We start from the raw sequence: 26,786 nt of genomic DNA, 5'->3' as shown, positions 1-26,786 counted from the left end.
AAGCTTGACTGAATTTGTTTAACTTAGACGTGATGAAAGCGAAAGAAAAACCCGTCTTTGATAAGCGGATATTTTGGGATGTGGATTTTGAAAATCTGGACTATGACAAGAAATACAAATTTGTCATCGAACGGGTTTTTGAGCGCGGAGACGTGCCTGATATCCGCAACTGCCGAAGGTACTATGGAGATGATTTGGTAGCCGAGGCACTGCTAAACGCTAAATATTTATCAAATATGACACTCTACCTAGCTGCTGCAGTAATTGATCAACCCATTGAAGATTTCAGATGTTACAAACTCAGACAGTCGAACCCGGAACTCTTTCCTTATTAAATGAACTCTTTTCACTTCCTGCTCTTGAAGATTTCGGATTGGTTGGGGGGACTGCTTTATCATTAAAATTAGGCCATCGACTTTCAGTTGACCTTGAATTATTTTCCCCTAAAAAATTTGAAAATAGTTTATTAATCAAAAAATTAACTGATCATTTTGGAAATAGGCTTCTAATAAGAACTAACCCACCTCCAATCGGGATTTTTTGCTTTATTGATAAAATCAAGGTAGACCTTGTTAAACATCCTCACCCGTTAATCAAGCCTCTGGAGAACATTGAGGATATTCGCTTTTTTTCAGATCAAGACATCATGGCGATGAAAATCCAGGCGATTTTGGGCAGGGGAAAAAAGAAAGATTTTTGGGACATCGCCGAATTGCTTCAGTACTATTCTGTAGTTGATTTTATCCAGAATCATAAAGAAAAGTACAGCACGCAAAATCTCCTGATCTCAATACCTCAGGTGATGATTTATTTCCAAGATGCTGAAGAAGATGAGGATCCGGTAAGTCTCAAAGACCAAACTTGGGATGGCATCAAAAAGACAATTCGAGAAAAAGTCTCCGAATATTTACGCTAGTTGCTTAAAATCCCTTGGCGTCAAACCCGTGAGGTTTTTAAAAGTTCGGTTGAAATAGGAAAGATTTTCAAACCCCACCCGGTAAGCAATCTCAGAAATCCCCAAATCCGTTTCCTGTAGCAATTTCTGGGCTTCATTGATCCGAAGCTGCACAAGGTATTGAGTGAAGGTCTTGCGCGTACGCATTTTAAAAAACCGGCAAAATGCCTCTTTCGAAAGATTGGCCCCAGCGGCAGTTTCCTCCAAGCTAATCTTCTCAAATCGATGCGCCAATAAATACTGCATCACCTGATTCATCCTACTCCCGTCTTTTTCCGACAGTCCCTGCATCACTCCTGCATGATTGAGCTGCTTGAGGTCATCACCGGCCTTTTCCAAAAAATTCAAAAACTGAATCGCCAGCTGAAAACGATGCAAGCCCTCCGACTCCCCAAACTCCTCCATGAGTTCCAAAATTCTCTCCTGAGTCAATCCTGATACCTGAAAGCAAAGCCCTGCATATTCATGAAACTTCTGTAAGGAGAACAACTCATCCAGCTCTTCAATAGCCCGCTCCAAAGCAGCAAAGTCGAAAAAAACCGTATTTCCCGCGGAATTGAGGGAAGTAGTTTCCTCAAAATATTCCGGATCACTTCGGAATACATGAGGTACATTGGCTCCTAGAAAAAACACATCTCCCGCTGAAAAACGCCCAACATAATCCCCACTTAAAAACTGCCCTCTTCCCTCCACGATCACGGTCAATTGCAGCTGCGGATGCTGATGCAGTTTGTCATAAAAGTATCGCCCCCTGTCCTCCTGATACCGGACAAATTCCTTTTGGGATTTGGGAACTTGAAAGGAAATAATCTTTGCCATGCTCTAAATTAATATAAAATTCACCGAAATAAATTCCCGGCCACTCAAACTGATCAATATTGTATCAAAATGAATTAATCCTGTGATAGAAATCCAACGGTCATAGGCCTACTTTTGAATGATTATCAACCGGCTGACTCAAGCCGATAAACTCAAAAACTATGAATTGGAAAGGCGTATTCCCGGCAGTTACCACGAAATTTCACGCGGACGGAAGTTTGAATATGGACCTGTTTTTTAAAAATCTGGACTTTCAACTGGAATCTGGGGTTCACGGAATCATTCTCGGAGGTACTTTGGGCGAAAGCTCCGTACTTTCCCAAGAAGAAAAAATCACCTTGACCCGGGAGGCGGTCAACTACCTTGACGGTAAAGTACCCGTGATCTTGAATATTGCCGAAGGAGCAACTAAGGATGCACTTTTTTGGGCACAGAAAGCCGAAGAACTCGGTGCCTCCGGGCTGATGATCCTGCCTCCGATGCGCTATGCTGCCGATGCACGGGAGGTGGTCACCTACTTCAAAACGGTGGCTAATTCTACCCCACTCCCCATCATGATTTATAATAATCCGGTGGACTACAAGACCCTGGTGACCGTGGATATGTTTGCCGAACTGGCCGAATGCGAAAACATTCAGGCCATCAAAGAATCGACGCGTGACATATCCAACGTGACTCGCATGATCAACCGCTTTGGGGATCGATTCCAGATTCTCTGCGGCGTAGATACCCTGGCCTTGGAGGAATTACTCATGGGTGCAGTCGGTTGGGTAGCGGGCCTAGTCTGTGCTTTTCCTAAGGAAACTGTCACCATTTACAATTTAGTGCAGGAGGGCAAAATAGAAAAAGCCCGGGAAATCTACCGTTGGTTTTTGCCTTTGCTCGAATTGGACATTCATCCCAAATTGGTCCAATACATCAAACTGGCCGAGCAACACTGTGGAATCGGTTCTGAACATGTCAGAGCTCCAAGATTAACCCTAATCGGAGAAGAGCGGGAAAGAATTGAGCAAATTATCGTGGAAGGCTTAGCAAAAAGACCGAAATTGTAAGAATGTGGGAAGACGGTTCGGTCTCCGGTCTCCAGAATTCCGTCATATTCTAATTTCTGATTACTCGCTTCTTTGCCAGTAAGGAAATAAACGGCTTAAAATCAGCTTTAAAGGTCAATTTAAGCAAACTCCGGTCTCCAGTCTTCCATCATATTCTAATTTTATAATCTTTCAATTTCCAATACCATGAACCTAGACCAAATTTTCAACGCAGCCCAAGAAGCCTTTCTTTTTTACAAAAACCTTCCGGGAAAAGAAAAAGGTGAATTCTTGGAAGGTTTGGCAGAAATCCTTGAAGAAAACCGGGCGGAGATCGTTCCTCTTGCTGTAGAAGAATCCAACCTTCCGGATGGTCGAATCAATGGGGAATTGGGTCGTACCATCGGCCAGGTTCGCCTTTTTGCCAACCTGATCAAAGAAGGATCTTGGGTAGAAGCAACCATTGATCCAGCCTTGCCCAACCGCACACCACTACCTCGGGCAGACATCAGACGATTTTTGACGCCTTTGGGTCCGGTAGTTGTTTTTGGGGCGAGTAATTTCCCATTGGCATTTTCCACTGCAGGAGGAGATACCATTTCTGCTTTGGCGGCAGGCTGTCCCGTGATTTACAAGGCTCACCCTGCCCATCCCAAGACTTCTCATAAAGTAGCAGATTGTATCCATCAGGCGATTTTAAAAGCCGGATTACCATCAGCTCTTTTTACCCATGTCGAGGGAGGTATTTCAGAAGGACAGGCGCTCGTCAAGCACCCACTGGCAAAAGCCCTGGCTTTTACCGGTTCGCATACCGGTGGCAAAGCCCTTTTTGATTTAGCCAACCAACGAGAAGAGCCTATTCCGGTCTATGCCGAAATGGGTTCGGTCAATCCTATCTTTTGCTTTCCGGAGAAATTGAAAAAGGAAAATGATGCCTTAGCCAAAGCATTTGTCGGTTCACTGACCTTGGGTGTGGGTCAATTTTGCACCAATCCGGGTTTGATTTTCGTCCCTAAAGCGCAAGCAGCAGCATTTGAAAAGGCCATCTCGGACGAGTTCAATGATATTGCCTCAGCACCCATGCTTCATCCGGGAATCGCAGAAGCCTATTACAATTCCCTTCAATTGCTTCAATCCCGCGAAGAACTCCGTTGGGTAAAAGTGGCCGATCCGCAGCATCTGATCAATGGAAGTACCGCTTTGGCAGAAATCAAAGCAAGCGATTGGTTGAATGATCATATTTTCCAAAAAGAGGTCTTTGGAGCTTTTGCCATGATGGTCGTATATCAAAATGAGGAGGAATTACAGGAGATTGCAAAGCATCTTCACGGGCAATTGACCATTACCGTTTGGGCAGAGCATGAAGAACTCCAAAATCAGCTTTACTTCATCAATTTATTGGAAGAAAAATGCGGCAGATTGCTTTTCAAAGGCGTTCCAACCGGCGTGGAAGTAGGAAATGCCATGCAGCACGGTGGCCCTTATCCATCGACCACGGACGCAAGAAGTACCTCGGTCGGGGCTTATGCCATCAAGCGTTTTGCCCGCCCCATAGCCTTTCAGGATATGCCCGATGAACTGCTACCCGATGCCTTGCGAAACGATAATCCGCTGGGAATTTGGAGGATGGTAGATGGAGAGTGGAAAAAGTGATTTACGCATGGTAAAGCACATCTCATATTTGCCAATTCTTTTCCCCTTTTTCCTCAATTTCAAATCTCACATCTAGAATTTCAAATCTAAATGCCTTCTCGCCACACCTTTAGTTGCATTGATGCTCATACCTGCGGCAATCCCGTTCGGGTAGTTTCCGGAGGCGTTCCTTTTCTCAAGGGGAACAATATGCTGGAAAAACGCCAGTATTTTCTGGAAAATCTGGATTGGATCCGAACCGGGCTGATGTTTGAACCACGGGGTCATGATATGATGTCCGGTTCCATGCTCTTTCCGCCACACGATCCTCAAAATGACTTTGCAGTCCTTTTTATCGAAACTTCCGGTTGCCTTCCTATGTGCGGTCACGGCACGATCGGCACGATTACCATTGCCATTGAAGAAGGCCTGATTCATCCCAAAACGCCTGGATTTCTACGAATGGAAGCGCCGGCAGGATTAGTTTTGGTAGAATACAAACAGGAAGGTAAAAAGGTCAAATCCGTAAAACTGACCAATGTCAAAAGCTATTTGGCAGCCGAAAAACTTGAAATCGAAATCGAAGAACTGGGAAAATTGACCGTCGATGTGGCCTACGGAGGCAACTTCTACTGCATTGTGGATCCGCAGGAGAATTTTCCCGGATTGGAGCATTACAAAGCCGAGCAACTCATCTCTATGGCCAGAAATCTCCGGGCAAAAATGAACGAACGTTACGACTTTGTTCATCCCGAGCATGAACGCATTCGGGGGCTTTCCCATGTCATGTGGACTGGAAAAACCCTGGATGAAAGCAGCACGGCGAGAAATGCGGTCTTCTACGGAGACAAAGCCATCGACCGCTCACCTTGCGGGACAGGAACCTCGGCACGTATGGCGCAGTGGTTTGCGCAAGGCAAGTTAAAACCGGGGGATGAGTTTATCCACGAGAGCTTTATCGGATCAAAATTTATCGGAAGAATCGAGGAAATAACCGAAATCGCAGGTAAACCCGCAATCATTCCCAGCATCGAAGGTTGGGCCAAAGTCTACGGATACAATACCATTATTTTGGATGATGATGATCCGTATGTACATGGATTCCAAGTTATTTAAGAGTCAAGACAGAAGAACCAAGAGATTAGACTTTCTCTGGTCTTGCTTCTTGTATCTAGTATCTAGCCTCTATTTATGAAATCAACTCTTATCATCGGCGGTGGCATTGTGGGATTATTCACAGCCTATTTTCTTCAAAAAGAAGGAATTGAAATAGCTATTATTGACCGCACAGACCTTAAGGACAACTGCTCCACGGGCAATGCGGGAATGATTGTGCCCAGTCATATTATCCCGCTAGCTGCTCCCGGCATGATTGCGAAAGGTATTTCCTGGATGTTCTCTTCGAAAAGCCCTTTTTACATCCATCCTCGCTTCGATTATAAGCTTCTGCAGTGGAGTCTGCTTTTTTTTAAATCCGCCAATCAAAAGCAAGTCGAAAAGGCCATTCCCTTTCTAAAAAACATCAGTTTACTTTCCAAGTCGCTTTACCTAGAATTTCGCGAAACTCATCCCGAGGCTGCCTTGGCATTTCAGGATAAAGGTTTGATGATGGTATATCAGACAGATGCCATGGAAAAAGAGGAGATCGAATTTGCAAATTTGGCTCGAAAGCACGGCTTGGAGGCGGAAATCCTAAGTCCTGAAGATATTCGAAAGGTGGAGCCCAATCTGGAAGTCAAAGCCAAAGGCGCAGTCCTTTTTCCGGGTGATGCCCACTTGGACCCGGGTGCTTTATACAGCTTCTTGAAAAAATACCTGGAAGCAAAGGGAGTAAAATTTCTGACCGAAACCCAGGTGTTGGGCTTTGAAAAGTCGGAAGGTAAAGTTCAGGCTGTCTTGACGGACACCGGTAAAATTGAGGCTGAAAAAGTCTTGCTTTGCGGGGGTTCTTGGTCTGGGGAACTAGCCAAAAAACTCGGGTTTACCCTTCCCATGATGGGAGGAAAGGGCTATTCTTTTCTGCAGCAAAATCAACCCGAAATCAAGCAAGCAAGCATCCTAACCGAGATGAAAGTAGCCGTCAGTCCCTATGGAAAACATATTCGTTTCGGCGGCACGATGGAAATCGCCGGTACCAATCAAAAAATCGATATGAAAAGAGTTCAAGGCATTTTCGAATCCATCAATCGCTATTATCCTGACTTTCAATCCAAATTTCCCAAAGAATCCGAAATCTGGAAAGGCTTGAGACCCTGTTCACCGGATGGAATGCCCTACATCGGCTTTGCTCCAGGTTATTCCAATGTTTTGGTGGGAAGCGGGCATTCCATGATGGGTATTTCCATGGCTCCGGCCACAGGCAAACTATTGGCGGAATTGCATCAGCAAAAAGACACGACAATCGAGATCGGAGGATTTGAGGTCGGGAGGTTTGCTTGACATTGCCCAAGCATTGTAGTTTCAAGGCATTAAAAATCACATCTGAATTCAGTGAAAAGATAAATTAAAACCCCTTTGGCCAAACAACCGCTCAAAACCAATTATCCCGAATATTCAGAACCCAATAAAATTTAACTTTTAGCTAATCTTAACTCCATTATTTTTGAATATAATACATTTCGATCACCCCTAAGTTTCCCTTAACATGAGAAGATCCTTTGAAAAAAATCTAGTTCTCTTAATTATCCGCTTGGGTGCCGGCGGAATGATGCTCACCCACGGCATTCCCAAAATTGAGCGAATCATGGCAGACGAAGTTAAGTTTGCAGATCCTTTTGGCTTAGGGCCTACAGTATCCTTGGGCTTGGCGATTTTTGCAGAGGTGATTTGCTCGGTATTGATTATGGTTGGGTTTAAGGTTCGATTGGCAACCATCCCGCTAATGATCACTATGCTGACTGCGGCTTTCTATGCGCATATAGATGATCCTTTTGGAAGAAAAGAGCTGCCTTTACTCTATTTTCTGACCTTTTTGGGCTTATTGGTTTTTGGTGGTGGAAAATTTTCGATTGATGGTCTGACTGGAAAAAAGCGAAGAATCTAATCCCCCTTTTACTTTACCATTTCCCCTAGTCGCTGTCTGCCGACTGACACTTGCTAGCCTCGAATAGTATCCTACCCAATAGATCTAGTTTAGATGGCTTATAAAAATTCATCAACTTACTTTTGGCAAGTTACCTTTGGTAAGTTACCTTTGGTAAGTAACAAAAGGTAAGTTAATATTAAAGCCATGGGTAAGCGTCACAAAACACCTGCAAATCCCTTTCCAACCACAGGATATTATGGGCCGGAATATTTTTGTGATCGAGAAAAAGAAACTCATCAGCTCCTTAAAAACCTGACAAATGGTCAATCTTGCTTATTATATGGAAAGCGACGCCTAGGAAAAACCGCTTTAATTCATCATTTGGCGGAGCACATGCCAAAAAATTGGGACTTCATTTACATCGATATTCTTTCGACCGAAAATGAAAAACAACTGCTGAATTCCCTCAGTACCGCATTACTCCATCAATTTTCTGAAAAAGACAGTTGGGGGAAAAAAGTCTGGTCCTTTGTCAAAAATCTCAGACCAATGATATCTTTTGATCAATTAAGTGGGCTTCCGCAAGTGAGTTTTCAGGTAAGTGAGGCTAAGCAGCCGGTTATAGATCTTTTGAATTTTCTGGAAAGTTCGGAGAGGCCCATGGTGATTGCGATTGATGAATTTCAGCAAATTCATGCTTATCCTGAGAAAAATACTGACGCCTGGTTGAGATCGGTCATTCAGAAGCTTCAAAATGTTAATTTTCTGTTTTCAGGAAGTCAGCAATCTATTTTAAATGAGTTGTTTTCCAATCCTTCCCGCCCATTTTTTAAAAGTGCAAGCCCTATTCAGCTTCAAAAAATTGATCCAAAGGTATACCGGGTTTTTATTATTGATATTTTCAAAAAACACAAGAAAACCTTAGCTCCCGAACTTGCAGACCAAATTCTTGAATGGACTAAAGGTCATACTTATTATGTGCAATTACTCTGCAATCGGCTAGTTCAAGTTCCAAAAATAGTCTATAAAAAGACGGATTGGCAAAAATGTGCCCAACAGATTTTGGAAGAGAACGAAGCTTTCTTTCTGCATTTCAGAAACCTATTGAGTACCCAACAATGGAAGTTATTAATTGCCATAGCAAAGGCTGGGAAAGTCTATCAACCCACCTCAAAATCCTTTCTGAGTGAACACAACCTAGGGAGTTCTGCGACTGTCATCAAATCCCTTCAGGTCCTCCAAGAAAAGGAAATGATCTATCAGGAAACGGACCCTGAAGGAAACACCTTCTACGAGGTAAACGATGTATTTTTGGAGCGTTGGGTACAGGAGACTTATTGAGAAAATGACATTTATAAATTGAGTTTAATAATTCCTTTTTTGGGGAATCACCCCCCTCACCCCACCTCTCGGATCTTCAACATCACCCAAATATCTTGGAATCAAATGAATATGAACATGTGAAATAGTTTGTCCAGCTTTTTCACCAATATTAATCCCCACATTGAACCCTTCGGGAACATAGCGCTTTTGGATTTCCTTTTTCACTTCATTGAGCATAAAAATACAAGATGATTGCTCCATAAAACTCAACTCAAAATAATCTGAAACATGTCGCTTCGGAATAATTAATGCATGACCCGGATTTACAGGATATTTATCAAAAATCGAAAAAGCCTGTGCAGATTCAAGAATCAATTCTGTTTCTGAACTTGGGCAGCAAAACGGGCAACTAGATTCAGAATTTTCAAATTGATTGAAATGTCGATATTCATAAATTTCACAAAAATCATTTTTAAAAATAGACTGAAAAGGTAAGATCACATTGGTCTGGTAAGTCGGTTTTTGGTGAATCTTGTGCGTCCGGAATCCTTCATAAACCAAATCCCGCCGAACAGCAAAATAAGCCTTACCAGAGGGCTTAAGCAATGCCGAAATTTCCATCAAAACCAGAGATTGCTCCTCTGGCATCAATACGTTCAAAACATAAAAGCAGATGATTGTATCATATCGCTTTTTGGGATATTCGGGGAGGTAATACTTATCATATCCCTCAATTGAAAATCCTTGCTGAAATAGGATTTCAACATCTTTTCCAAAGCCACAACCAAAATCCAGAATTTCACCTTGAAGCAGTCCCATTTCCTTAACTCTCTTTGCAGGAAAAGAAAGCGATGATCGCTCTTTTGCGGTGAGATGTGAAAAATTATTTTGCCTTTGGTTCATAGAATTCAAAACCATTATTATGAGCAATGGTAATCAGAGGCTCTATCGTTTCTTTAAATTTATTCTTTGATAATCCAGTATATTGAAAGCTCTCGATGGAAGGAAAAATTGACAAATAGTCCTCAATTAATTTCGAAGCTGGATGATTTTTTATGACTACTTGGAGGGCTCTTTTCTGTATTTCATAAAATGAATCGAAATACTGATTTAGTCTTGGAAGCTTATCGCTTTTTGATCCATTGATTGATGCATGAGCTGGTACCAAATTCCAATTCAGATCATGAGAAACAAAATTGTAAGGGACAAAATGATCTAAAACATAATTTTTTGATGTGAGATTTTCTCCAGAATATATACACTCCTGTTCTTTAACTTCCTCAAAATAGATATTCCAGAAATCTCTCTTTTGTTTATTTAGCGAGGCCCTACTTATTGGCTTGATAAGTTTATTGGGTATGTCAGGAACATTTGGGTTATGTTTTTGTAAAAACAAACTCAAATTCCAAAAGCAAAAATCCTTTAAAATCGCTGAATTTTTCAAAAGATAAGATAACCATTCTGGATTAACTTCTATGAAATTTGATTCTAAAAAATACGGACTCTTTCTTTTAGGGTCCTTGGAATTCGAATAAATCTGTCGCTTACTCATCCTTGGAAACCACGGTGAAAGAAACCAGTGAGGCACTTGATTGTCGAAATGTGAAAGAATTGAATTAGATCGAGAATCTTTACTTGAAAGTATTTTTTCCCAAACTCTAGTCCGACCCAAGTCTATTGGAATCTTTATTTCCTCTTTAAAATAAGAAACGGCTTCATGAACTTTGTCTTGTTTTCCAAAAGAAATTTTGAAATAGTTAACCGTATACCATGCATTTGCAAGCATCCTTGCAAAGATTTTCTTTTTTTCAACGATAGCACCTTCTTCTTCAATCAATTGAACTAAGGAAATAAACCAGTAGAACTTATAAGTTGCAGCTGTCTTTCCTAATGTAGAAGATAAAAATTGGATTGGTAGATTTCTTTCTTCAGGTAAATTGAACATCATTTTATTAAAAACTTTAGTTCAATTTATAAAAATCCCACAAAAAAACCACAGCCCTTGCAAGCTGTGGTTTAGAAATATGGGTCTATTGGATTTTATTTTCCTCCCAATGCATTGGCACCGGCCACGATTTCCAAAATCTCGTTGGTAATCGCTGCCTGACGGGTACGGTTGTACATCAGGCGAAGTTCTTTAAGCAAATCTCCGGCGTTTTCTGTCGCCTTGTCCATCGCGGTCATTCGAGCGCCGTGCTCGGAGGCATTGCTTTCCAAAACAGCTTTGTAAAACTGAATCTTCAAGGAAGTGGGAACCAATTCCTCGATGATATAAGATCTCGATGGCTCCAAAATATAATCCACCTCGGCCGTCTTTACCTCATTGGTTTCCTCTTGGGCCATAGGCAAAAACTTCTCGGTACGGATAATTTGCGTAGCAACGTTCTTAAATTCATTGAAGACCAAGACCACTTGATCATAATCTCCCGCTACAAATCCGTTCATGGCAAACTCAGCCGCTGACTTGACATTGTCAAAAGCAACCTCTGAAAATACCTGATAAAACTGATCAATCAGCGTGTAATCGGATTTCTTGAAGTATTCGTAAGCTTTCTTACCCAAAGGAAGAATGGAAATCTGCTTTCCTGCAAATTGCCCGTTGATCGCTGCGTTAGAGGCCTTGATAATATTGGAATTGAAGGCACCGCAAAGTCCCTTATCCGAAGTCACGGGTACGATCAGCACCTTGTTTACCTCACGCTTTTGGGCATAGACTAGATCCTCCGATCCCTCGGCAGCCGCGGAAACATTGTTGAGGATATTGGTCAACTTCTGAGAATAGGGACGCATCTGCACGATTTTGTCCTGTGCTCTTCTGAGTTTTGCCGCAGAGACCATTTTCATAGCCTTGGTAATCTGCTGTGTCGAAACTACCGAGGTGATACGCTGCTTTACTTCCTTAAGGTTAGCCATCAGTGCTTAATTGTACTTCTATCTAATGACCGAGGCCGAAGCCCCGGTAGTTGAAATATTACTTTGAAAACTTAGGTGCAAGTTCTGCTGCTGCTTTTTCGAGCAACTCTCCGGCGGTATCGATATCCCCGGCTAAGATTGCTTTCAACGCCTCAGGATAAGAAGAATCAAGCAACAAGTAGAATTCACGCTCAAATGCTCTTGCTTTTTCTACAGGAACACTGTCCATCAGGCCTTTAGTAGAAGCATAAATGATCGCTACCTGGTGCTCTACGGCTACCGGAGCGTACTGTGGCTGCTTTAGGATCTCTTGATTTCGGCGGCCTCTCTCGATGGTACGCTTAGTCGTGGCATCAAGGTCAGATCCGAATTTAGAGAAAGCCTCCAATTCACGGAACTGTGCCTGATCCAACTTCAAGGTACCGGCTACCTTTTTCATGGTTTTGATCTGCGCATTACCCCCTACTCGGGATACAGAAATACCCACGTTGATCGCTGGACGAATACCGGAGTTGAATAAGTTGGTCTCCAAGAAAATCTGACCGTCGGTAATGGAAATCACGTTAGTCGGAATGTAAGCAGAAACGTCACCCGCTTGGGTTTCGATGATTGGAAGGGCAGTTAAGGAACCTCCACCTTTGACCAAATGCTTAATGGTATCCGGCAGATCGTTCATTTGCTGCGCAATGGCATCAGATTTATTGATTTTTGCGGCTCTTTCGAGCAATCTTGAGTGCAGGTAGAACACGTCTCCAGGATAGGCCTCACGTCCCGGAGGTCTTCTCAAAAGAAGGGAAACCTCACGGTAAGCTACCGCCTGCTTGGAAAGGTCATCATATACCACCAACGCCGGACGTCCGGTATCACGGAAAAACTCTCCGATGGCTGCACCCGTAAATGGGGCAAAGAACTGCATGGGAGCTGGATCTGATGCACCGGCCAACACGATAACGGTATAAGGCATTGCACCGCCTTTTTCCAAGGCAGCAACTACACCTGCGACGGTAGAGGCTTTCTGTCCAATAGCTACATAGATACAGAATACAGGCTCTCCTCTATCGTAAAATTCTTTTTGATTCAAAATGGTATCAATCACCACGGCAGTTTTACCGGTCTGACGGTCACCAATCACCAATTCCCGCTGTCCACGTCCAATAGGAATCATGGCATCGATAGATTTGATTCCGGTCTGAAGTGGCTCGGTTACCGGCTGACGGTAGATTACCCCGGGAGCTTTTCGCTCTAATGGCATCTCGTACAATTCACCAGCGATAGGACCTTTTCCATCAATTGGATTACCGAGTGTATCTACCACCCGACCTAGCATTCCTTCACCTACTTTCAGGGAAGCGATTTTCTTGGTTCGTTTTACGGTATCTCCTTCTTTGATTTCCTTGGAATCTCCAAAAAGTACGGCACCGACATTGTCTTCTTCCAGGTTGAGCACCATGGCTTTCAGACCATTTTCAAATTCCAGCAATTCACCGGACTGTGCCTTTGAAAGTCCATAGATTCGGGCTACCCCGTCACCCACTTGGAGTACGGTGCCCACTTCTTCAAGTTCGGCCTCTGTTCTGACACCGGAGAGTTGCTCTCTCAGGATTGCCGAAACTTCATCTGGTCTTACTTCTGCCATGATATAGATTGATTAATGCTTTTTAAATTATATTTTACTTTCGTAATGGTTTTGGCTAAACTCGATTTTCAAGGCGTTTAGCTTACTTTTCAAGGACTCATCGAGAAGACGGTCATTGACTTTCAATACAAATCCCCCAATCAAATCGGGGTTGATTTTTTCGATGAATTGAATGGTTTTCTTTCCGGAAATATCCTTAACCAATTTCTCGAAGATCTCTCGCTGAGCGGATTCTACCGGATAGGTGGTAGTCAATTCCGCTACTTGAATCGATTTGTGTAAGTTATACTGCGCCACAAATTCCTTAGCCACTTCGACTAGGACATCCGCACGGTTCTTTTTAGCCACGATCTCAAAAAACTTAAGCGTCATTTTTTGGGAGTCTTTTGCAAATAACTCCTGAAGAACTTTCAGTTTTTTCTCAGAAGCGACTATCGGATTTTTTAGTAAAAGACCCAATTCCCGGTTTTCCTGAGCAATACTATTGAGCTTATTGAAATCCGCATATACTTCCTCGAGCAATCCTTTTTCCAAAGAAAGCTCCAAGATGGACTTGGCGTATCGGGAAGCAACTCGATGATTAGACATGGAATTCGATTAGTTTAACTTCAGGTCTTTGACAAATTCATCCACCAGTTCTTTTTGAGAAGCTTGGTCAGAAAGATTTTTACGAAGCAATTTCTCAGTTACTTCCAAGGTCAAAATAGCCACTTGATTCTTCACTTCGGTAAGGGCTGCCTTCTTTTCAGTTTCGATGACGGCTTTGGCGTTTTCGATCATAAGCGCACCTTGCTTGATCGATTCTTCTTTGGCCTCTTCGATCATGCGCTTAGATGCCTCCTGTGCTTTGGTCAAAATCATATCACGCTCTACACGTGCCTCAGCCAACAACTTCTCGTTTTCGGCTTTCAAATTTGCCATTTCATTGCGGGCTTGTTCAGCAGCCTTCAATGCGCTTTCAATGCTTCCGTCACGCTCCTCAAGCGCTGCAAGCATGGGCTTCCAGGCAAACTTTAGCAATACATAAAACAAGGCTAAAAAGCCAATCAGTTGCCAAAATATCAGGCCCGAACTAGGTACAATCAAATCCATGGTAAATGGGTTAAATTTCGTGTTTGTTCAAAAGAAGGGATTGGCCTAGCGCCAATCCCTATTCATTGTTCTTAGAAGGCAACTCCGCCTGCATTCAATGCAATAAGTAGACAAATTACTACTGCAAACAGGGAAACCACCTCGATCAAAGCTGCAATGATCAACATGGCAGTTTGAATTTTACCTGCAGCTTCTGGCTGACGAGCAATGGATTCCATTGCTTGACCACCAATACGGCCGATACCAAGTCCTGCGCCAATCGCAACAATACCTGCACCGATACCTGCACCCATTAGTGCGAATCCTGCAGTCAACAAGATAGAAGTTAACATAACGTTAGATTTATAAATTGAACAAAGAAATTCGATTAATGATGATCGTCATGGGCATGCTCCGCTACTGCTCCACCAATGTACATCGCTGTAAACAACGTAAATACATAGGCCTGAATCGTAGCCACCAACAGTTCGATCATATTTATAAAGGTAACCATCAGAGTAGAGACTACCCCGATCGTATAAGACTCAAAGATGAATACCAAAGCGATAAAGGACAAAATCACAATGTGTCCCGCCGTGATCGCCACAAACAATCGGACCATCAAGGCAAAGGGCTTGGTAAATAATCCGATAAACTCAACCACCACGATAATGGGAAGCAATGCAACCGGTACCCCCGGAGTGGCAAATACGTGCTTCCAATAATCCTTGTTTCCATTGACATTGGTGATGATAAAGGTCAAGATTGCCAAGGTAAAGGTCACCGCAATATTTCCGGTCAAGTTGGCAGCACCAGGAAGTAATCCCAGCAAGTTGCCGATCCAGACAAAGAAAAATAAGGTCAATAAATAAGGAACAAATTTTTTGTATTTCGGACCGATTGATTTTTCTGCAATCTCATCCCGTACAAAAATTATAATCGGCTCGACCCAAGATGCAATTCCCCTTGGAGCTACGGCACCGTGCTTTTTATAATGACTGGCAGCCGAAAGAAAGATGTAAAGAATCACGGCAATGACAAATATCATCATCGCCACATTTTTGGTCAAAGAAAAGTCATAGATCGCAGCGCCATCCACTCGTCCCAAATGATCATGATCATCGATATAGATGCCATTGTGCGCATATTCTTTTCCGAATTTATGCGTCTCGGGATTTTGGAAATCTTTGGAGGAATAAAACTCCAATCCCCGATCCGGAGCATAGGTGATTACAGGCAGTGGCAAGGTGACATGAGTATGCCCTACATTGAAAAAATGCCATTCATGCGAATCCTTGATGTGATGCATGATAAAACCCGTCGGATCTTCTCCTCCTTCGGTCTCCGAACCTGCTGCGAAAGTCGCGCTGGTGAAGCTCAGTAACATTACTGAGAATAAAACACTTAATGCCAGAATTTTGCGCGTCATTAACTCGTTTTTTTGAGGGCTACTTCGAAATCGGGCGCAAGTTAGAAATAAAGGTGTAGATATCAAAAATCAGGTAGAACAAAAAAATCATGAAGAAATCCGATATAAACAGAAGAATATTCTCCATCCCCAGAAATACCATGATCCCGATAAAGCCCAATGCACTAATCACGCGAATCAACATACCCAAAAGTTTGATTTGCAGAATATTTTCAGGAGATTTTTTATACAGCCAAAGTGCCACACTCGTAATGAAATAGGAGAAAATGGCCAAAAACCCAAAAATCATCCAGATTTCCTCATGAATTACCTGAGGCAAAACCTGCTGTAAAAGTAAAATCAACAGGTAAATCAATACACTTAAGGCCAAAAAACTAAGGTGGATATTTTTGAGCAATTTCATAGGCTGTAGAATTGAGGCAAAATTACAGGAAAAAATTTATTTGCTCCGCTCATCCTTTTGTAAGGATTGCCAAAGCTGATAAAATGCCAAGGCTATTGACAAAAAAACAAAGAGCATAATCCAAATCGGAAATTTCATCTCGCTTTTCCCCTGAATCCACCATCCCAGCCAAGTTCCTCCGCCGATCACTGCAAAAAGCTGAAAAGACAGACCGATATACTTCATATATAAAGGCGGATCAAATCGTGGTTTTTGTGGTTCTTTTTTGTTCATCTTACCAAATTAACCAATTTTACGGCATCTATTTTCAGCTGAAATTTATTGGCAAAATAATTGAAATCACTTGAACGTTCTTTAAGTAGTTCAAAAAGCCTATTTTGGTACCCGGATTTCTACCCACTTCTCATGCGGTTTTTCAAAATCATCCTTCTTATTTCAGTCATTTTTATTGGATCCTGTTCCTCTGAGCGAAATACCTTTACCAATCGGGCATTTCACAACCTCACTTCCCACTACAATGCCTATTATCTCTCTGATGTCAAAATCAAAGAAGTAGTCACTGAAGTTCAGACCAACTACAAGGAAGATTACACGCAGGTACTTCCGGTTTTTTTTCCGATTGACTCGGCCACGATTCAGGCCAATAAAGAAAAACTGGAATCGGCCCGGGACCTTGCCTCGAAAGCAATCGAATGGCATCGGATTTCCAAATGGGTGGATGATTCCTATTATTTGATCGGAAAAATCGATTATCTGCAGGGACAGTTTGACGACGCTCAAAACGCCTTCAAATACGTCAATGTCAATAGCAAAGATAAAGACCTCCGGCATCAGGCCCTGATTGCTTTGCTTCGGCTTTATGTGGATCTGGAGGAAGTGGAAAATGCCAATTTTACCATCGATTACCTATCCAAAGAAAGCGATATCAAAGATGAAAACCGATACGAACTCTACCGGACTTTGGCTTATTATTACGAAAAGAGAGCTGATCAAAACGGTGTCATCGGCGCCTTGGACCGAACGATCGAATATGCCAAAGATCCCAAAGAGAAATCCCGAATTAACTTTATCCTCGCTCAGCGCTATCAGCGGGAAGGTTTGGACGCTTTAGCCTACGATTTTTATCAAAAAGCCCAAGAAGGTAATCCCCCCTATGAGCGGAGTTTTTATTCCCAGCTCTTTGCGCAGCAAGTAGCCGAACTCAATGCTTCCAAAGACTTGAAAAAGGTCCGAAACTATTACGAATCACTCTATAAAGATCCGAAAAACAGGGATCTGAAAGATGTCATTGTATATGAACAAGCGCTTTTTGAAGAAAAACAAGGTGATATCCCTTTGACAATAGACTTGCTTCACCAGGCGGCCAAAGAACCCGGAAGCAACGAAAGGCTGAAAGGATATATCTATGAGAAATTGGCCGATATCCACCTTGACGAATTTCGGGATTACCGGGCTACAAAGTATTACCTGGACAGTGCACTCACTTATATTCCGGAAGGAAGTCCAGCAGCTGTTCAGATTGCCAGTCAAAAGGAAACCTTAGATCAGTTTGTATTTCATGTGGAGCGGATTCAATCCAATGACAGTCTTTTGGTCTTAAGTGAGCTTTCGGAAGAAGATCAGCGGGTCATCGCTGAGCAGTTTATCCAATCCGAAGAGGAGCGGCTGATTGCAGAAGCCAAAGCTCAGGAGGAGCCTGAGAGTTCGGGGATTTTTGATAATCTATTGGCTTTTGCCGATCGTGGATCGGGATCTTCGACATTTTATTTTGACAATGGAGTAGCCATGCAGCAGGGGGCGATTGATTTTTATCGCACTTGGGGTGACCGACCACTTCAGGACAATTGGCGGAGAAGAGCAGTAGTTTTTGACAACAGCGAATCCGAAACGCTTGAAGACGAAGAAAGCGGAGAAGAAGTCGAAGAAGAATCAAATCCACTTAATCAGTTGCCTTCCATCGAGGATTTGCTCGCACAGATTCCATCTACAGAAGAAGATATTTCCACCCTGAATCAGGAACTGGAGGAATCCTATTTTGAGTTGGGAAAATTACTTTACTTTGATTTAAGCGAAGCCGAAAACAGCATCGAAAATCTTGAGGTTTTGGTCCGGGAATATCCCCAAAGCAGCCGAAAACCTGAAGCCTATTACCTCCTTTACCTTGCTCAGAAAGATCAAAATGGAAATTCCCAGCAATATGTAAGCAGACTCAACCGCGAATACCCCGAGTCGCAATACACCTATTTTGTCAATAATCCTGATGCCGCTTCTGGAAATTTAGCATATATCGAATCCTCCAAGCGCTATGAGGAGGCCTACAATCTGTACTATTCAGGGAAGTTTCAACAGGCCGGCCAATTGATCAAAAGTACCTTAGAGGATTATCCCCTCACGAGAAATACCGAACGACTACTCCTTCTTGACATCATGGTGACAGGGAAGCTCGAAAGCAAAGCCCGGTATCGGGAACGACTGGAAAGCTATATCGAAAATTCTGAAGAAGGCGCATTGAAAGAATTGGCAAGAAATATGCTGATTCCACTGCTGTCATCGGAAGAACTTGCGGCATTGAATCCCGTAGATTCGGCGGCAGTAGAATCAGATTCTACAAATGTGGCTGAAAATGATTCGACAGAAATCTCCAATCCCTTACCAGACTCTCCCTTCCAACTCAATGACAGCCAGACACATATTGTGGTATTGGTAATGAGTCCGGATGAAGCCAAGGAGGCCCAAGGAGTGGTAGGAGACCTGGAGGTTTTCCACGCAAAAAACTTCTCCAATGCGCGGCTGCGAACTGGAGAGATGAATATGGACCGAGAGAATGCTATCTTTATCATCAGTCCTTTTACTGACGGTGAAAAGGCTAAAACCTATTTTGAGAAGTTTCTAACGGATTTTGAATCCGATAAAATTTCCGATCAAATAAAAAACAATTCGTTTTTTATTTCCATTGAAAACTTTCAGGTACTTAACCGTACAAAAAATATCGAGGAATACCGGGCCTTTTTCAAGGTCGCTTACCAATAAAATATGAGTAAAAACACCAGACCTGAGACAGCTCCTTGGGCAAAGAAGACCATTAAATACCTCTGGATTGCGTTTGCAGCCGGAGTTTTGGGTTTCATCCTGTTTGTATGGATGGTCAGCATAAATTTCCTAGGACTTTTTGGCCCACTCCCGGATTTTAAAACCTTGGAAAATCCTGAAAGTGAGGAAGCTTCCGAATTGTATTCCTCAGACGGAGTATTACTCGGGACCTATTACCGAGAAAACAGATCTCCTGTCAGCTATCATGAACTTTCGCCTAATCTGGTACAAGCTCTCATCGCCACAGAGGATGAGCGTTTTGAAGACCATTCCGGGATTGATATGATCGCCATGATTCGGGTTTTTGTCAAATCAATCATCTTGCAGCAAAGTGCCGGTGGAGGATCTACTTTGAGTCAGCAAACTGCCAAAAACCTGTTTAAAACCAGGAATATTGCCAATCAGGGGTTTTTGAGTTCGGTTCCCGGACTACGAATGCTAATCGTGAAAACCAAAGAGTGGATCGTAGCGACTCAGCTAGAAAAAGCCTATACCAAAAACGAGATTCTGACGCTTTATTTAAACACCTCTGAGTTTGGCTCCAATGCCTATGGGATCAAAACTGCGGCTTCTACATTTTTTGGTAAAGACCCCTCAGAACTAAATGTACAGGAATCGGCCGTTTTGGTAGGACTCTTCAAAGCCCCCACCTATTACAGCCCTGTTTTCAATCCCGATAATTCATTTAGAAGGAGAAACACGGTCCTGGGACAAATGCTGAAAAATAACTCACTCAGTGAGGCCGAATACGACTCTATCTCCAAATTGCCCATCGAGTTGAACTATAATGTATCCAACCATAATAAAGGATTGGCTACTTATTTCCGCGAAGTAATCAAAGCAGACTTGATTCGATGGACTAAAGAAAACATCAAATCTGACGGTACATCCTATGACCTTTTTGGCGACGGATTGAAGATCTACGCCACCATTGATAGCCGCATGCAACAATACGCAGAAGAGGCAGTGGACGAACACATGCGGGTACTTCAAGAAAAGTTTTTCAACGAAATGGGAAATCGGGATCCGTGGATAGATAGCGATGGTCGGGTGATTCCCAACTTCATCGAAAATGCGGTAAAAAGGACCGAAGCTTATCGGTTGCTGAAAACCCGCTATAAAGACGACACCGATTCGATCGAATACAAGCTCAACGAGAAAAAACCCATGAAGGTATTTTCTTGGAATGGTGAGATTGACACCCTGATGAGCACGATGGATTCCATGCGCTATTATAAGAAATTCCTTCAGACTGGATTTATGAGCATGGATCCCCACACGGGTCATATCAAAGCTTGGGTAGGTGGAATCGACCATAAATATTTCAAATTTGATCATGTGAAGCAAAGTAAAAGGCAGCCGGGATCAACCTTTAAGCCTTTTGTATATGCAGCTGCCATCGAAAACGGATACAGTCCATGCTATTCTGTGATTGATCAACCCGTAGAGGTTTATATTCCTGGTCAACCTGCCTGGTCTCCTTCCAATGCAGATGGGAAATTCACCTACGAAAAAATGAGCATCCGTAAGGCCATGGCAAAATCTGTGAACTCTGTGACAGCCTACATGATGAAAAAGCTCAGCCCAAAAATCGTGGTGGAAACCGCAAGGCGATTAGGGGTCACGAGTGATTTGGAAGAAGTGCCGGCTTTGGCTTTGGGCGTAAATGATGTTTCCATCTTTGAAATGGTGGGAGCCTTCGGGACTTTTGTCAATAAAGGGGAGCACACTACGCCGTTCTACATCGACCGGATCGAAGACAAAAACGGAAATGTCATCCAGCAATTCACTCCTAAAAAGCGCCCCGCCATGAGCGAAGAGCATGCCTATCTTATGACTTACATGCTCAGAGGTGGATTTGAAGAGTCGGAAGGAACTAGTCAAGGTGTTCCTTGGGCATTGCGTGAAGGGAATCAATTAGGAGGAAAAACCGGAACTACCCAAAATGCTTCGGATGGCTGGTACATCGGAATGAGCAAGGATTTAGTATCGGGTGTTTGGACAGGAGGAGATGACCGCGCCATTCACTTTAGGAGTTGGATTACCGGTCAGGGTGGACAGACTGCTCGTCCCATTTGGGTCAAATACATGGAAAAAGTATATGCTGATGAAAGCTTGGGATATACAAAAGGCCCTTTCCCTATGCCCGAGCGACCGCTCAGCATTGAGATCGATTGTAATGTTTACGAGCGAGAAAGTCAGCGATTTGTGGAGTTTGATTACGATTCCCAAAGAGACGATTTTTGATTTTCCCCAATCCCAATAAATAAAAACAGTCTCTTCTCGGGACTGTTTTTTAATTTAGCCGTATGCAATCCTCTTCATTCACACCCGAAGCACACCTTCAACTGCCCGATCACCCCGGGGTGTATAAATACTTCAATGAGTCGGATGAATTGATTTATGTAGGAAAAGCCAAAAGTCTTAAAAAACGCGTCAGTAGCTATTTTAATAAAAATACCGGGGTCAACTTAAAAACCCGACGAATGGTTAAGGAAATCCGTCGGATTGAAATCACCTTGGTTGATTCGGAGTTTGATGCCTTACTTTTAGAAAATAATCTAATCAAAAAGTCTCAGCCCAAATACAATATTTTGCTGAGAGATGATAAAACCTACCCTTATTTATTGATCACCAAGGAGAATTTTCCGAGGATTTTCCCAACCCGAAAATATCTTCCTAAAAGAGGTACTTATTTCGGGCCCTTTGCCAGTGTCAAAGCGATGAATAATGTGCTGGACTTGATCCGGGAATTATTCACTATTCGTACCTGCAAGCTGGATTTGTCCCCATACAAAATTGAAGAAGGAAAATATAAAGTCTGCCTAGAATATCACATCGGAAACTGTCAGGGACCCTGTGTGGGAAAGCAAAAGGAGAAAGACTATATGGAGGATTTGGAACAAGCTAAGCACATTTTGAAGGGAAATTTGGGCCAAGCGAAAAGCATCTTCAAACAGCAGATGCAGGAGTTTGCCGAAAACCTTGAATTTGAAAAGGCCCAACGAACCAAAGATAAATTGGACTTGCTAGAAAAATATCAAGCCAAGTCACTCGTCGCCAATCCCAGCATTCACAATCACGATGTCTGTACCATCGTGGTGGATGACAAGCAAGCCTACGTGAATTATATGCGGGTAAAAAATGGTTCGCTCATCGTTTCAAAAAACGTGGAACTGAAGAAAAAACTGGACGAACCTGAGGAAGAACTTTTGGTAGCAGCGCTCATTCGACTTCAAGATCAATTCAACAGTGATGCGGATGAAACCCTTACCAATATCTCCATCACTAACCCAATCGAAGGATTGAACCTCGTACAGCCAAAAATCGGAGACAAAAAGCACCTAATCGATTTATCGGTTAAGAATGCTCTTTTTTATAAAAAAGAAAAAGCTTTGCTACAGGGCTTGAATCAAGACAAAAAAGATCGGGTTATCCGCCAACTCCAGCAAGATTTAAGTTTACCCGATATTCCTGATCACATCGAATGCTTTGACAATTCAAACATTCAAGGGACCAATCCGGTGGCCAGTATGGTGTGCTTTCTCAACGGGAAACCCGCTGTCAAAGAATACCGACATTATCACGTCAAAACGGTCGAAGGACCCAATGATTTTGCCAGTATGAAGGAAATCGTAGGGAGAAGGTATAAGCGACTTTTGGAGGAGGAAAAACCTTTGCCAAAGCTCATTGTAATCGACGGTGGTAAAGGTCAGCTATCCTCCGCAGTAGAAGCTTTGCAGGAATTGGGTATCTATGGTAAAATGCCGATTATCGGAATTGCAAAACGCCTGGAAGAGATCTATTTTCCTGGAGATTCCTATCCCATTCACATCGATAAAAAATCGGAAAGCCTCAGACTTTTACAACGGATCAGAGATGAAGCCCACCGGTTTGCGATCACCTTTCATCGAAACGTCAGGAGTAAAAATGCCTTTGGTACCCAGCTTACTTCTATCCCCGGGATAGGCCAAAATACTGCTGATAAATTGCTCAGTCATTTCAAATCGGTCAAGAAGATTAGTTTGGCAAAGGAGGAAGAGCTCGCAGCAATTATCGGGAAAAGTAAAGCTCAGGAACTGATTAAATGGAAAGAAAAAAATAAAGGGGCCTAAAGCCCCTTTTATATTTTACCATTCCCAGAGGGAATTTTCAAATTCTAATAAATCGTATTCGAAAGCTAGTGCATCTAAATACGCTTGCATTTCAGGATTAGGATGATCCAAATCTACCAAATCCGCCACCAGTGCTTCATCAGGATTGGTATATCTTCTCACTACTGACCTGAAGAGTCTGGATTCGAAGGCTTCATCATAAGTCAAACTTTTAGAAAGGTTCTTAAAGTTGATCCATCTCGCTTCGGGATGATCTTTGAAGTAATTGAAGAAATCCTTGTATCTGATGTATCCGATGGTCTTCTCCCCAGCATTTGAATTCGTCGCAGAAGGCATCACCAAATGGATAAACTTGATGTCAAAAACCATATCCGAGTGATGTTTGTCAAAGACAAAGTCTTCTTTAAAATCCAAATAGTACAACTGCTTGGAGAAGATGCTGTCTCCGGTGGCATTCAACCAGAAGTTTTCCTGAAACTCTGCGATAGAAAGTGGCTGCGTGAAATCTTCGTCTCCGAAAACTTCAAGTGCATTTTCATCTACAATAGCATCGTAAATTTGATTGATGATCCCGTTACTTTTTGCATCGCCAGAACCATAGAGCGAAAGATTATATTTTTCCCTCAAATCAATTCTTCGCCAAACTCCGATTTGATACATTTTATCATCTTCGCGGATTTTTCTCGCCGAGAAAATAGTATCCATATCAAACTGCCGATCTCCAAATCCTGATGGATTGACACTAGTTGCTACCTGTGCATTGGAAGTGAGAGGAGCAAAAAGCCCAATCACCAATGCAGCAAGGATTAATTTTTGAAGGATAGTTTTCATAATCTTTTATTCTTGATTCTTATCGGGATATTATTTTACCCCGATCCGAATGATTTGATTCAAAGTAGTAGGAATTTTATTTCCTCTAAAGTTGGTACGGGTCACTTGATTTACGACAACTACAATATCATCACCAGCACGCGCACTTTCTAATAACTGACGCATTGCAATATTATTGCCACTTGCGATTTGAATAGTCTGTCTTGGTACATCATTTCTCAATAATCGTACCTCTCCACCTGTTACTTCAAAGTTTGCGTCTTTAGCCATTGTTCTTCCAAATGTTGGCTCAGGAACTGCTCTCACTTTCAATCCAGTCAAGGAACCGATTGCTTGAGACTGACTGATGTCAACTTCGTTACCATTACCCATCACAGGTACGATAGACGGCGCAGGTACAGGCTTGATATCAAACTCGACATCATCGATTTTATTTCCTCCACTGCTCACTCCGATGGTCACCTTTCCAGAAGCACCCGGAATGATCGTAACTTGTCCAGGGGAATTTCCTTTGATAGACTGACCATTGCTGATCGCAAATTCAGGAGCATAAGTATTTCCTAAAGCAGGCACTTCAATTAAGAGCTCATTCGCACAATCTGCATATAACTGCTGAACTACTTCAGAAGAAACTTTCACGACTGGCTGCGCGACAAAATATTCGTATTCGACAGGAAGAACCTGATCTTCTCCCCCGATGTTGGTGACGATTTCACCGGACAAAACTCTACGTGAAAGACCTCTATCATCATATTCAGTCGCAGGAGTTGCCGTAAATTCAATTCGTCCAAACCCTTTTTCATCCACTTCTACTGATCGTCCGTCCACATTCATAGTTGGGCGAGAAGAAGATGATGAAGAAGCGATAAACATGGTACCTTCAAATTTGGTACCTGCAGCTACGATATTTGAAACCGCCGAAATTTGAGCTTCTGTAATATCTGCTTTGAAGTAAAACGAACCGATTGTATTTGCGATAGTGGACAAAGCCTCACTTTCGATATTCAATACTTCATTCTGATATTGTGATAGCAAAGCTAAAACAGCTCCAACCGGAGATTTGACAAAGTTTAGATTTGTAAAGTCCTTGTTTCGGGCTTCACTGTCGTTTTTAAATAGGTCGATCTCGGAAGCGTCCAAAGCGATTGGGTTAAACGTTTGGTCTGTGATTCCTACTCCTTCTAAAATCTCTTGGACTTTAGTTGGAAAACCATTCAAGGTAGCTTTTAGCTCTTCTCCCTTACCGTTGTTTACAAAGATATTTCCAGCGACTTCTGTATTCTTCAAAGAGGAATTGACGAAGTTTCCTTCTTCATTTTTCGCTCCTGACTGTTCGATCAGTTGCTTTTTCAATTCCTCCAAATAGGCGGTAATTTCTTTGGTTTCTTCACGGATTTCTTGAGCAGCTCCTACTTTTGGGACATCTTTTTCGTTGTTCCCCTGTTGCTCTACCGTATATTCTATGGATTCAACTGTCGCTTGATTTTTCAAGACGTAGTTACGCGAGGTGCGTTCCATACCGTCGTTGATCAAGACGAACTTTTGAAGGATCTGATTACTTACCTGCAATGCCAACAAAGCGGTCAGCACGAGGTACATCATTCCGATCATCCGCTGTCTAGGTGTTTCTTTTACTCCTGCCATTTGTTCTTATCTAATGGATTTTTGTGAATTGAAAAGAATTAACCTTTCATAGCGGATAGCATTCCACCATATATTTTGTTAAGTGAGCTGACGTTTTGGTTCAGCTTGGCAAGTTCATTTTTAAACGCTTCAGTTTCTTTTCCTGCTTCGCTCAATCCTTCCATTGCCGCAGTCATGTTTGAATAGAATTTATTCAAGGTCTTCACATGGCTGTTTGCATCCTGAAGTTCCATTTCATAGACTGCATTCAGAGCAGAAAGATTTTTGGTCACCGTGACTACTTGGGTGTGATATTCTTTGGCATCTTGAGAAGCTGCAGACATTTCGGTAAGAGCCGCGGCAGTTTTGCCATAAGAAGCATTCATATCCACTAGGGTCTTGGCAGCCGTTTTTACGTTTGTAGCATATTCATTGGTAGCTACAGCGGCGTCTGCAAGATTTCCCATTTTCTCGGCAGAGCTTGCAAGGTTTTGCATTCCTTTGCCTAGGCTTTCAATTAATTCAGGACCAACTTTGGCTTTGGCCAGCATTTCATCTAGCTTTTGAGAAGTTTGGTCTCCAGCGGCGGCTGCTTTAGGAGCTCTTCTTGGTGCAACAGTTCCATCCTCGGCCAATTCAGGATAAACTTTGGTCCAATCCACTTCGTTAGCTCTGGGCTCGAAAGCAGACAAGAAGAAAATTACTGCTTCCGTAGACAATCCAATACCGATCATCCAGTTTGCACCTTGCCAATCAAGGATTTTAAACATCGCTCCTAGGATTACGACTGCCGCGCCAATGCCATAGATCTTTGGCATTACGTTGGAATAAAAGAAGTTGCTGTTGCTAGCCATTTTTTAAGTAGAAATTAAGGTTTTTGGTTTTTATAG

The 26,786-nt window shown here is 42.6% G+C and carries 25 protein-coding genes; 11 read left to right on the top strand and 14 right to left on the bottom strand.

The annotated features are described in order from the left end of the window. Positions 1 to 32: 32 nt before the first annotated feature. A complete protein-coding gene (locus BM043_RS14660; protein WP_092792950.1) occupies positions 33 to 335 on the top strand; it encodes a DUF6922 domain-containing protein in 303 nt (100 codons plus the stop codon). Then, entirely contained in the window at positions 290 to 916 is a 627-nt protein-coding gene (locus BM043_RS19800) for a nucleotidyl transferase AbiEii/AbiGii toxin family protein (RefSeq protein ID WP_092792948.1), read from the top strand. The genes BM043_RS14660 and BM043_RS19800 overlap by 46 nt, the downstream gene beginning before the upstream one ends. Here the strand turns inward: BM043_RS19800 and BM043_RS14650 are convergent. Next, positions 908 to 1,774: a helix-turn-helix domain-containing protein gene (locus tag BM043_RS14650; RefSeq protein WP_092792946.1), complete on the bottom strand. Its 867-nt coding sequence runs from the start codon at positions 1,772 to 1,774 to the stop codon at positions 908 to 910. The genes BM043_RS19800 and BM043_RS14650 overlap by 9 nt on opposite strands. 161 nt (positions 1,775 to 1,935) lie before the next feature. Between BM043_RS14650 and BM043_RS14645 the strand changes: the two genes are divergently transcribed. The 6 genes from BM043_RS14645 (at position 1,936) to BM043_RS14620 (ending at position 8,803) form a co-directional block, all read left to right on the top strand. Further along, positions 1,936 to 2,826: a dihydrodipicolinate synthase family protein gene (locus BM043_RS14645; RefSeq protein WP_092792945.1), complete on the top strand. Its 891-nt coding sequence runs from the start codon at positions 1,936 to 1,938 to the stop codon at positions 2,824 to 2,826. A 186-nt stretch (positions 2,827 to 3,012) separates the two neighbouring features. Further along, a complete protein-coding gene (locus BM043_RS14640) occupies positions 3,013 to 4,458 on the top strand; it encodes an aldehyde dehydrogenase (NADP(+)) (protein ID WP_092792943.1) in 1,446 nt (481 codons plus the stop codon). Positions 4,459 to 4,548: 90 nt separating this feature from the next. Further along, positions 4,549 to 5,553 carry a 4-hydroxyproline epimerase gene (locus BM043_RS14635; protein WP_092792942.1) on the top strand — a complete coding sequence of 335 codons (1,005 nt, stop codon included), beginning with the start codon at positions 4,549 to 4,551 and terminating at the stop codon, positions 5,551 to 5,553. Positions 5,554 to 5,628: 75 nt separating this feature from the next. Further along, positions 5,629 to 6,876 (top strand): NAD(P)/FAD-dependent oxidoreductase, encoded by a 1,248-nt coding sequence (locus tag BM043_RS14630; protein ID WP_092792939.1) that lies wholly within the window; start codon positions 5,629 to 5,631, stop codon positions 6,874 to 6,876. Between the two features lie 205 nt (positions 6,877 to 7,081). Beyond that, complete coding sequence (locus tag BM043_RS14625) at positions 7,082 to 7,480, top strand: DoxX family protein (protein ID WP_092792937.1); 399 nt, start codon at positions 7,082 to 7,084, stop codon at positions 7,478 to 7,480. A gap of 186 nt (positions 7,481 to 7,666) precedes the next feature. Beyond that, positions 7,667 to 8,803, top strand: a complete 1,137-nt coding sequence (locus BM043_RS14620; protein ID WP_092792935.1) for an AAA family ATPase — start codon at positions 7,667 to 7,669, stop codon at positions 8,801 to 8,803. A 24-nt stretch (positions 8,804 to 8,827) separates the two neighbouring features. On the opposite strand, the gene BM043_RS14615 is transcribed toward BM043_RS14620, so the two are convergent. The 10 genes from BM043_RS14615 to BM043_RS14570 all read right to left on the bottom strand — a co-directional run bounded on the left by BM043_RS14615 (position 8,828) and on the right by BM043_RS14570 (position 16,510). Then, a complete protein-coding gene (locus tag BM043_RS14615; RefSeq protein ID WP_092792934.1) occupies positions 8,828 to 9,688 on the bottom strand; it encodes a bifunctional class I SAM-dependent methyltransferase/HIT family protein in 861 nt (286 codons plus the stop codon). Beyond that, positions 9,669 to 10,733 carry an HNH endonuclease domain-containing protein gene (locus tag BM043_RS14610; protein ID WP_092792932.1) on the bottom strand — a complete coding sequence of 355 codons (1,065 nt, stop codon included), beginning with the start codon at positions 10,731 to 10,733 and terminating at the stop codon, positions 9,669 to 9,671. The genes BM043_RS14615 and BM043_RS14610 overlap by 20 nt, the downstream gene beginning before the upstream one ends. Positions 10,734 to 10,825: 92 nt before the next feature. After that, positions 10,826 to 11,698: an ATP synthase F1 subunit gamma gene (gene atpG / locus BM043_RS14605; RefSeq protein ID WP_092792930.1), complete on the bottom strand. Its 873-nt coding sequence runs from the start codon at positions 11,696 to 11,698 to the stop codon at positions 10,826 to 10,828. Positions 11,699 to 11,756: 58 nt separating this feature from the next. Further along, on the bottom strand, positions 11,757 to 13,334 hold the full coding sequence (atpA, locus tag BM043_RS14600) for a F0F1 ATP synthase subunit alpha (RefSeq protein WP_092792928.1): 1,578 nt from the start codon (positions 13,332 to 13,334) through the stop codon (positions 11,757 to 11,759). 27 nt (positions 13,335 to 13,361) lie between these two features. Then, complete coding sequence (gene atpH / locus BM043_RS14595; protein ID WP_092792926.1) at positions 13,362 to 13,922, bottom strand: ATP synthase F1 subunit delta; 561 nt, start codon at positions 13,920 to 13,922, stop codon at positions 13,362 to 13,364. A gap of 9 nt (positions 13,923 to 13,931) precedes the next feature. Continuing rightward, positions 13,932 to 14,426, bottom strand: coding sequence for a F0F1 ATP synthase subunit B (atpF, locus tag BM043_RS14590; protein WP_092792923.1), 495 nt, complete (start codon positions 14,424 to 14,426; stop codon positions 13,932 to 13,934). 71 nt (positions 14,427 to 14,497) lie between these two features. Further along, the gene (gene atpE / locus BM043_RS14585) at positions 14,498 to 14,758 is read right to left on the bottom strand and encodes an ATP synthase F0 subunit C (RefSeq protein WP_092792921.1); all 261 of its coding nucleotides are present in this window, start codon (positions 14,756 to 14,758) and stop codon (positions 14,498 to 14,500) included. 35 nt (positions 14,759 to 14,793) lie between these two features. Continuing rightward, a complete protein-coding gene (gene atpB / locus BM043_RS14580) occupies positions 14,794 to 15,834 on the bottom strand; it encodes a F0F1 ATP synthase subunit A (RefSeq protein ID WP_092792920.1) in 1,041 nt (346 codons plus the stop codon). Positions 15,835 to 15,853: 19 nt separating this feature from the next. Beyond that, positions 15,854 to 16,237, bottom strand: coding sequence for a hypothetical protein (locus BM043_RS14575; RefSeq protein WP_092792918.1), 384 nt, complete (start codon positions 16,235 to 16,237; stop codon positions 15,854 to 15,856). 36 nt (positions 16,238 to 16,273) lie between these two features. Next, entirely contained in the window at positions 16,274 to 16,510 is a 237-nt protein-coding gene (locus BM043_RS14570; protein WP_092792916.1) for an AtpZ/AtpI family protein, read from the bottom strand. Positions 16,511 to 16,642: 132 nt separating this feature from the next. Between BM043_RS14570 and porW the strand changes: the two genes are divergently transcribed. The 3 genes from porW to uvrC all read left to right on the top strand — a co-directional run bounded on the left by porW (position 16,643) and on the right by uvrC (position 23,442). Beyond that, positions 16,643 to 19,267, top strand: coding sequence for a type IX secretion system periplasmic lipoprotein PorW/SprE (porW, locus tag BM043_RS14565; protein WP_092792915.1), 2,625 nt, complete (start codon positions 16,643 to 16,645; stop codon positions 19,265 to 19,267). A 3-nt stretch (positions 19,268 to 19,270) separates the two neighbouring features. Further along, positions 19,271 to 21,574: a penicillin-binding protein 1A gene (locus tag BM043_RS14560; RefSeq protein WP_092792913.1), complete on the top strand. Its 2,304-nt coding sequence runs from the start codon at positions 19,271 to 19,273 to the stop codon at positions 21,572 to 21,574. 62 nt (positions 21,575 to 21,636) lie between these two features. Next, positions 21,637 to 23,442, top strand: coding sequence for an excinuclease ABC subunit UvrC (uvrC, locus tag BM043_RS14555; RefSeq protein ID WP_092792912.1), 1,806 nt, complete (start codon positions 21,637 to 21,639; stop codon positions 23,440 to 23,442). Between the two features lie 15 nt (positions 23,443 to 23,457). On the opposite strand, the gene porN is transcribed toward uvrC, so the two are convergent. Genes porN through porL form a run of 3 tightly spaced genes read right to left on the bottom strand, consistent with a single transcriptional unit; the run spans position 23,458 to position 26,750 of the window. After that, complete coding sequence (porN, locus tag BM043_RS14550) at positions 23,458 to 24,273, bottom strand: type IX secretion system ring subunit PorN/GldN (RefSeq protein WP_092792910.1); 816 nt, start codon at positions 24,271 to 24,273, stop codon at positions 23,458 to 23,460. 30 nt (positions 24,274 to 24,303) lie between these two features. Beyond that, a complete protein-coding gene (porM, locus tag BM043_RS14545) occupies positions 24,304 to 25,917 on the bottom strand; it encodes a type IX secretion system motor protein PorM/GldM (RefSeq protein ID WP_092792908.1) in 1,614 nt (537 codons plus the stop codon). A 38-nt stretch (positions 25,918 to 25,955) separates the two neighbouring features. Next, positions 25,956 to 26,750 carry a type IX secretion system motor protein PorL/GldL gene (gene porL, locus BM043_RS14540; RefSeq protein WP_092792906.1) on the bottom strand — a complete coding sequence of 265 codons (795 nt, stop codon included), beginning with the start codon at positions 26,748 to 26,750 and terminating at the stop codon, positions 25,956 to 25,958. Between the last annotated feature and the right edge of the window lie 36 nt (positions 26,751 to 26,786).

Origin of the sequence: Algoriphagus hitonicola, from assembly GCF_900113375.1 — a bacterium.
Lineage (GTDB): Bacteria > Bacteroidota > Bacteroidia > Cytophagales > Cyclobacteriaceae > Algoriphagus > Algoriphagus hitonicola.
This window is presented reverse-complemented; position numbering and strand designations above follow the sequence as displayed.

Bases quoted from the DNA above. Each gene is read 5' to 3' on its own strand.
- BM043_RS14660 (WP_092792950.1), top strand. From the start codon at position 33: ATGAAAGCGAAAGAAAAACCCGTCTTTGATAAGCGGATATTTTGGGAT.
- BM043_RS19800 (WP_092792948.1), top strand. From the start codon at position 290: ATGTTACAAACTCAGACAGTCGAACCCGGAACTCTTTCCTTATTAAAT.
- BM043_RS14650 (WP_092792946.1), bottom strand. From the start codon at position 1,774: ATGGCAAAGATTATTTCCTTTCAAGTTCCCAAATCCCAAAAGGAATTT.
- BM043_RS14645 (WP_092792945.1), top strand. From the start codon at position 1,936: ATGAATTGGAAAGGCGTATTCCCGGCAGTTACCACGAAATTTCACGCG.
- BM043_RS14640 (WP_092792943.1), top strand. From the start codon at position 3,013: ATGAACCTAGACCAAATTTTCAACGCAGCCCAAGAAGCCTTTCTTTTT.
- BM043_RS14635 (WP_092792942.1), top strand. From the start codon at position 4,549: ATGCCTTCTCGCCACACCTTTAGTTGCATTGATGCTCATACCTGCGGC.
- BM043_RS14630 (WP_092792939.1), top strand. From the start codon at position 5,629: ATGAAATCAACTCTTATCATCGGCGGTGGCATTGTGGGATTATTCACA.
- BM043_RS14625 (WP_092792937.1), top strand. From the start codon at position 7,082: ATGAGAAGATCCTTTGAAAAAAATCTAGTTCTCTTAATTATCCGCTTG.
- BM043_RS14620 (WP_092792935.1), top strand. From the start codon at position 7,667: ATGGGTAAGCGTCACAAAACACCTGCAAATCCCTTTCCAACCACAGGA.
- BM043_RS14615 (WP_092792934.1), bottom strand. From the start codon at position 9,688: ATGAACCAAAGGCAAAATAATTTTTCACATCTCACCGCAAAAGAGCGA.
- BM043_RS14610 (WP_092792932.1), bottom strand. From the start codon at position 10,733: ATGATGTTCAATTTACCTGAAGAAAGAAATCTACCAATCCAATTTTTA.
- atpG (WP_092792930.1), bottom strand. From the start codon at position 11,698: ATGGCTAACCTTAAGGAAGTAAAGCAGCGTATCACCTCGGTAGTTTCG.
- atpA (WP_092792928.1), bottom strand. From the start codon at position 13,334: ATGGCAGAAGTAAGACCAGATGAAGTTTCGGCAATCCTGAGAGAGCAA.
- atpH (WP_092792926.1), bottom strand. From the start codon at position 13,922: ATGTCTAATCATCGAGTTGCTTCCCGATACGCCAAGTCCATCTTGGAG.
- atpF (WP_092792923.1), bottom strand. From the start codon at position 14,426: ATGGATTTGATTGTACCTAGTTCGGGCCTGATATTTTGGCAACTGATT.
- atpE (WP_092792921.1), bottom strand. From the start codon at position 14,758: ATGTTAACTTCTATCTTGTTGACTGCAGGATTCGCACTAATGGGTGCA.
- atpB (WP_092792920.1), bottom strand. From the start codon at position 15,834: ATGACGCGCAAAATTCTGGCATTAAGTGTTTTATTCTCAGTAATGTTA.
- BM043_RS14575 (WP_092792918.1), bottom strand. From the start codon at position 16,237: ATGAAATTGCTCAAAAATATCCACCTTAGTTTTTTGGCCTTAAGTGTA.
- BM043_RS14570 (WP_092792916.1), bottom strand. From the start codon at position 16,510: ATGAACAAAAAAGAACCACAAAAACCACGATTTGATCCGCCTTTATAT.
- porW (WP_092792915.1), top strand. From the start codon at position 16,643: ATGCGGTTTTTCAAAATCATCCTTCTTATTTCAGTCATTTTTATTGGA.
- BM043_RS14560 (WP_092792913.1), top strand. From the start codon at position 19,271: ATGAGTAAAAACACCAGACCTGAGACAGCTCCTTGGGCAAAGAAGACC.
- uvrC (WP_092792912.1), top strand. From the start codon at position 21,637: ATGCAATCCTCTTCATTCACACCCGAAGCACACCTTCAACTGCCCGAT.
- porN (WP_092792910.1), bottom strand. From the start codon at position 24,273: ATGAAAACTATCCTTCAAAAATTAATCCTTGCTGCATTGGTGATTGGG.
- porM (WP_092792908.1), bottom strand. From the start codon at position 25,917: ATGGCAGGAGTAAAAGAAACACCTAGACAGCGGATGATCGGAATGATG.
- porL (WP_092792906.1), bottom strand. From the start codon at position 26,750: ATGGCTAGCAACAGCAACTTCTTTTATTCCAACGTAATGCCAAAGATC.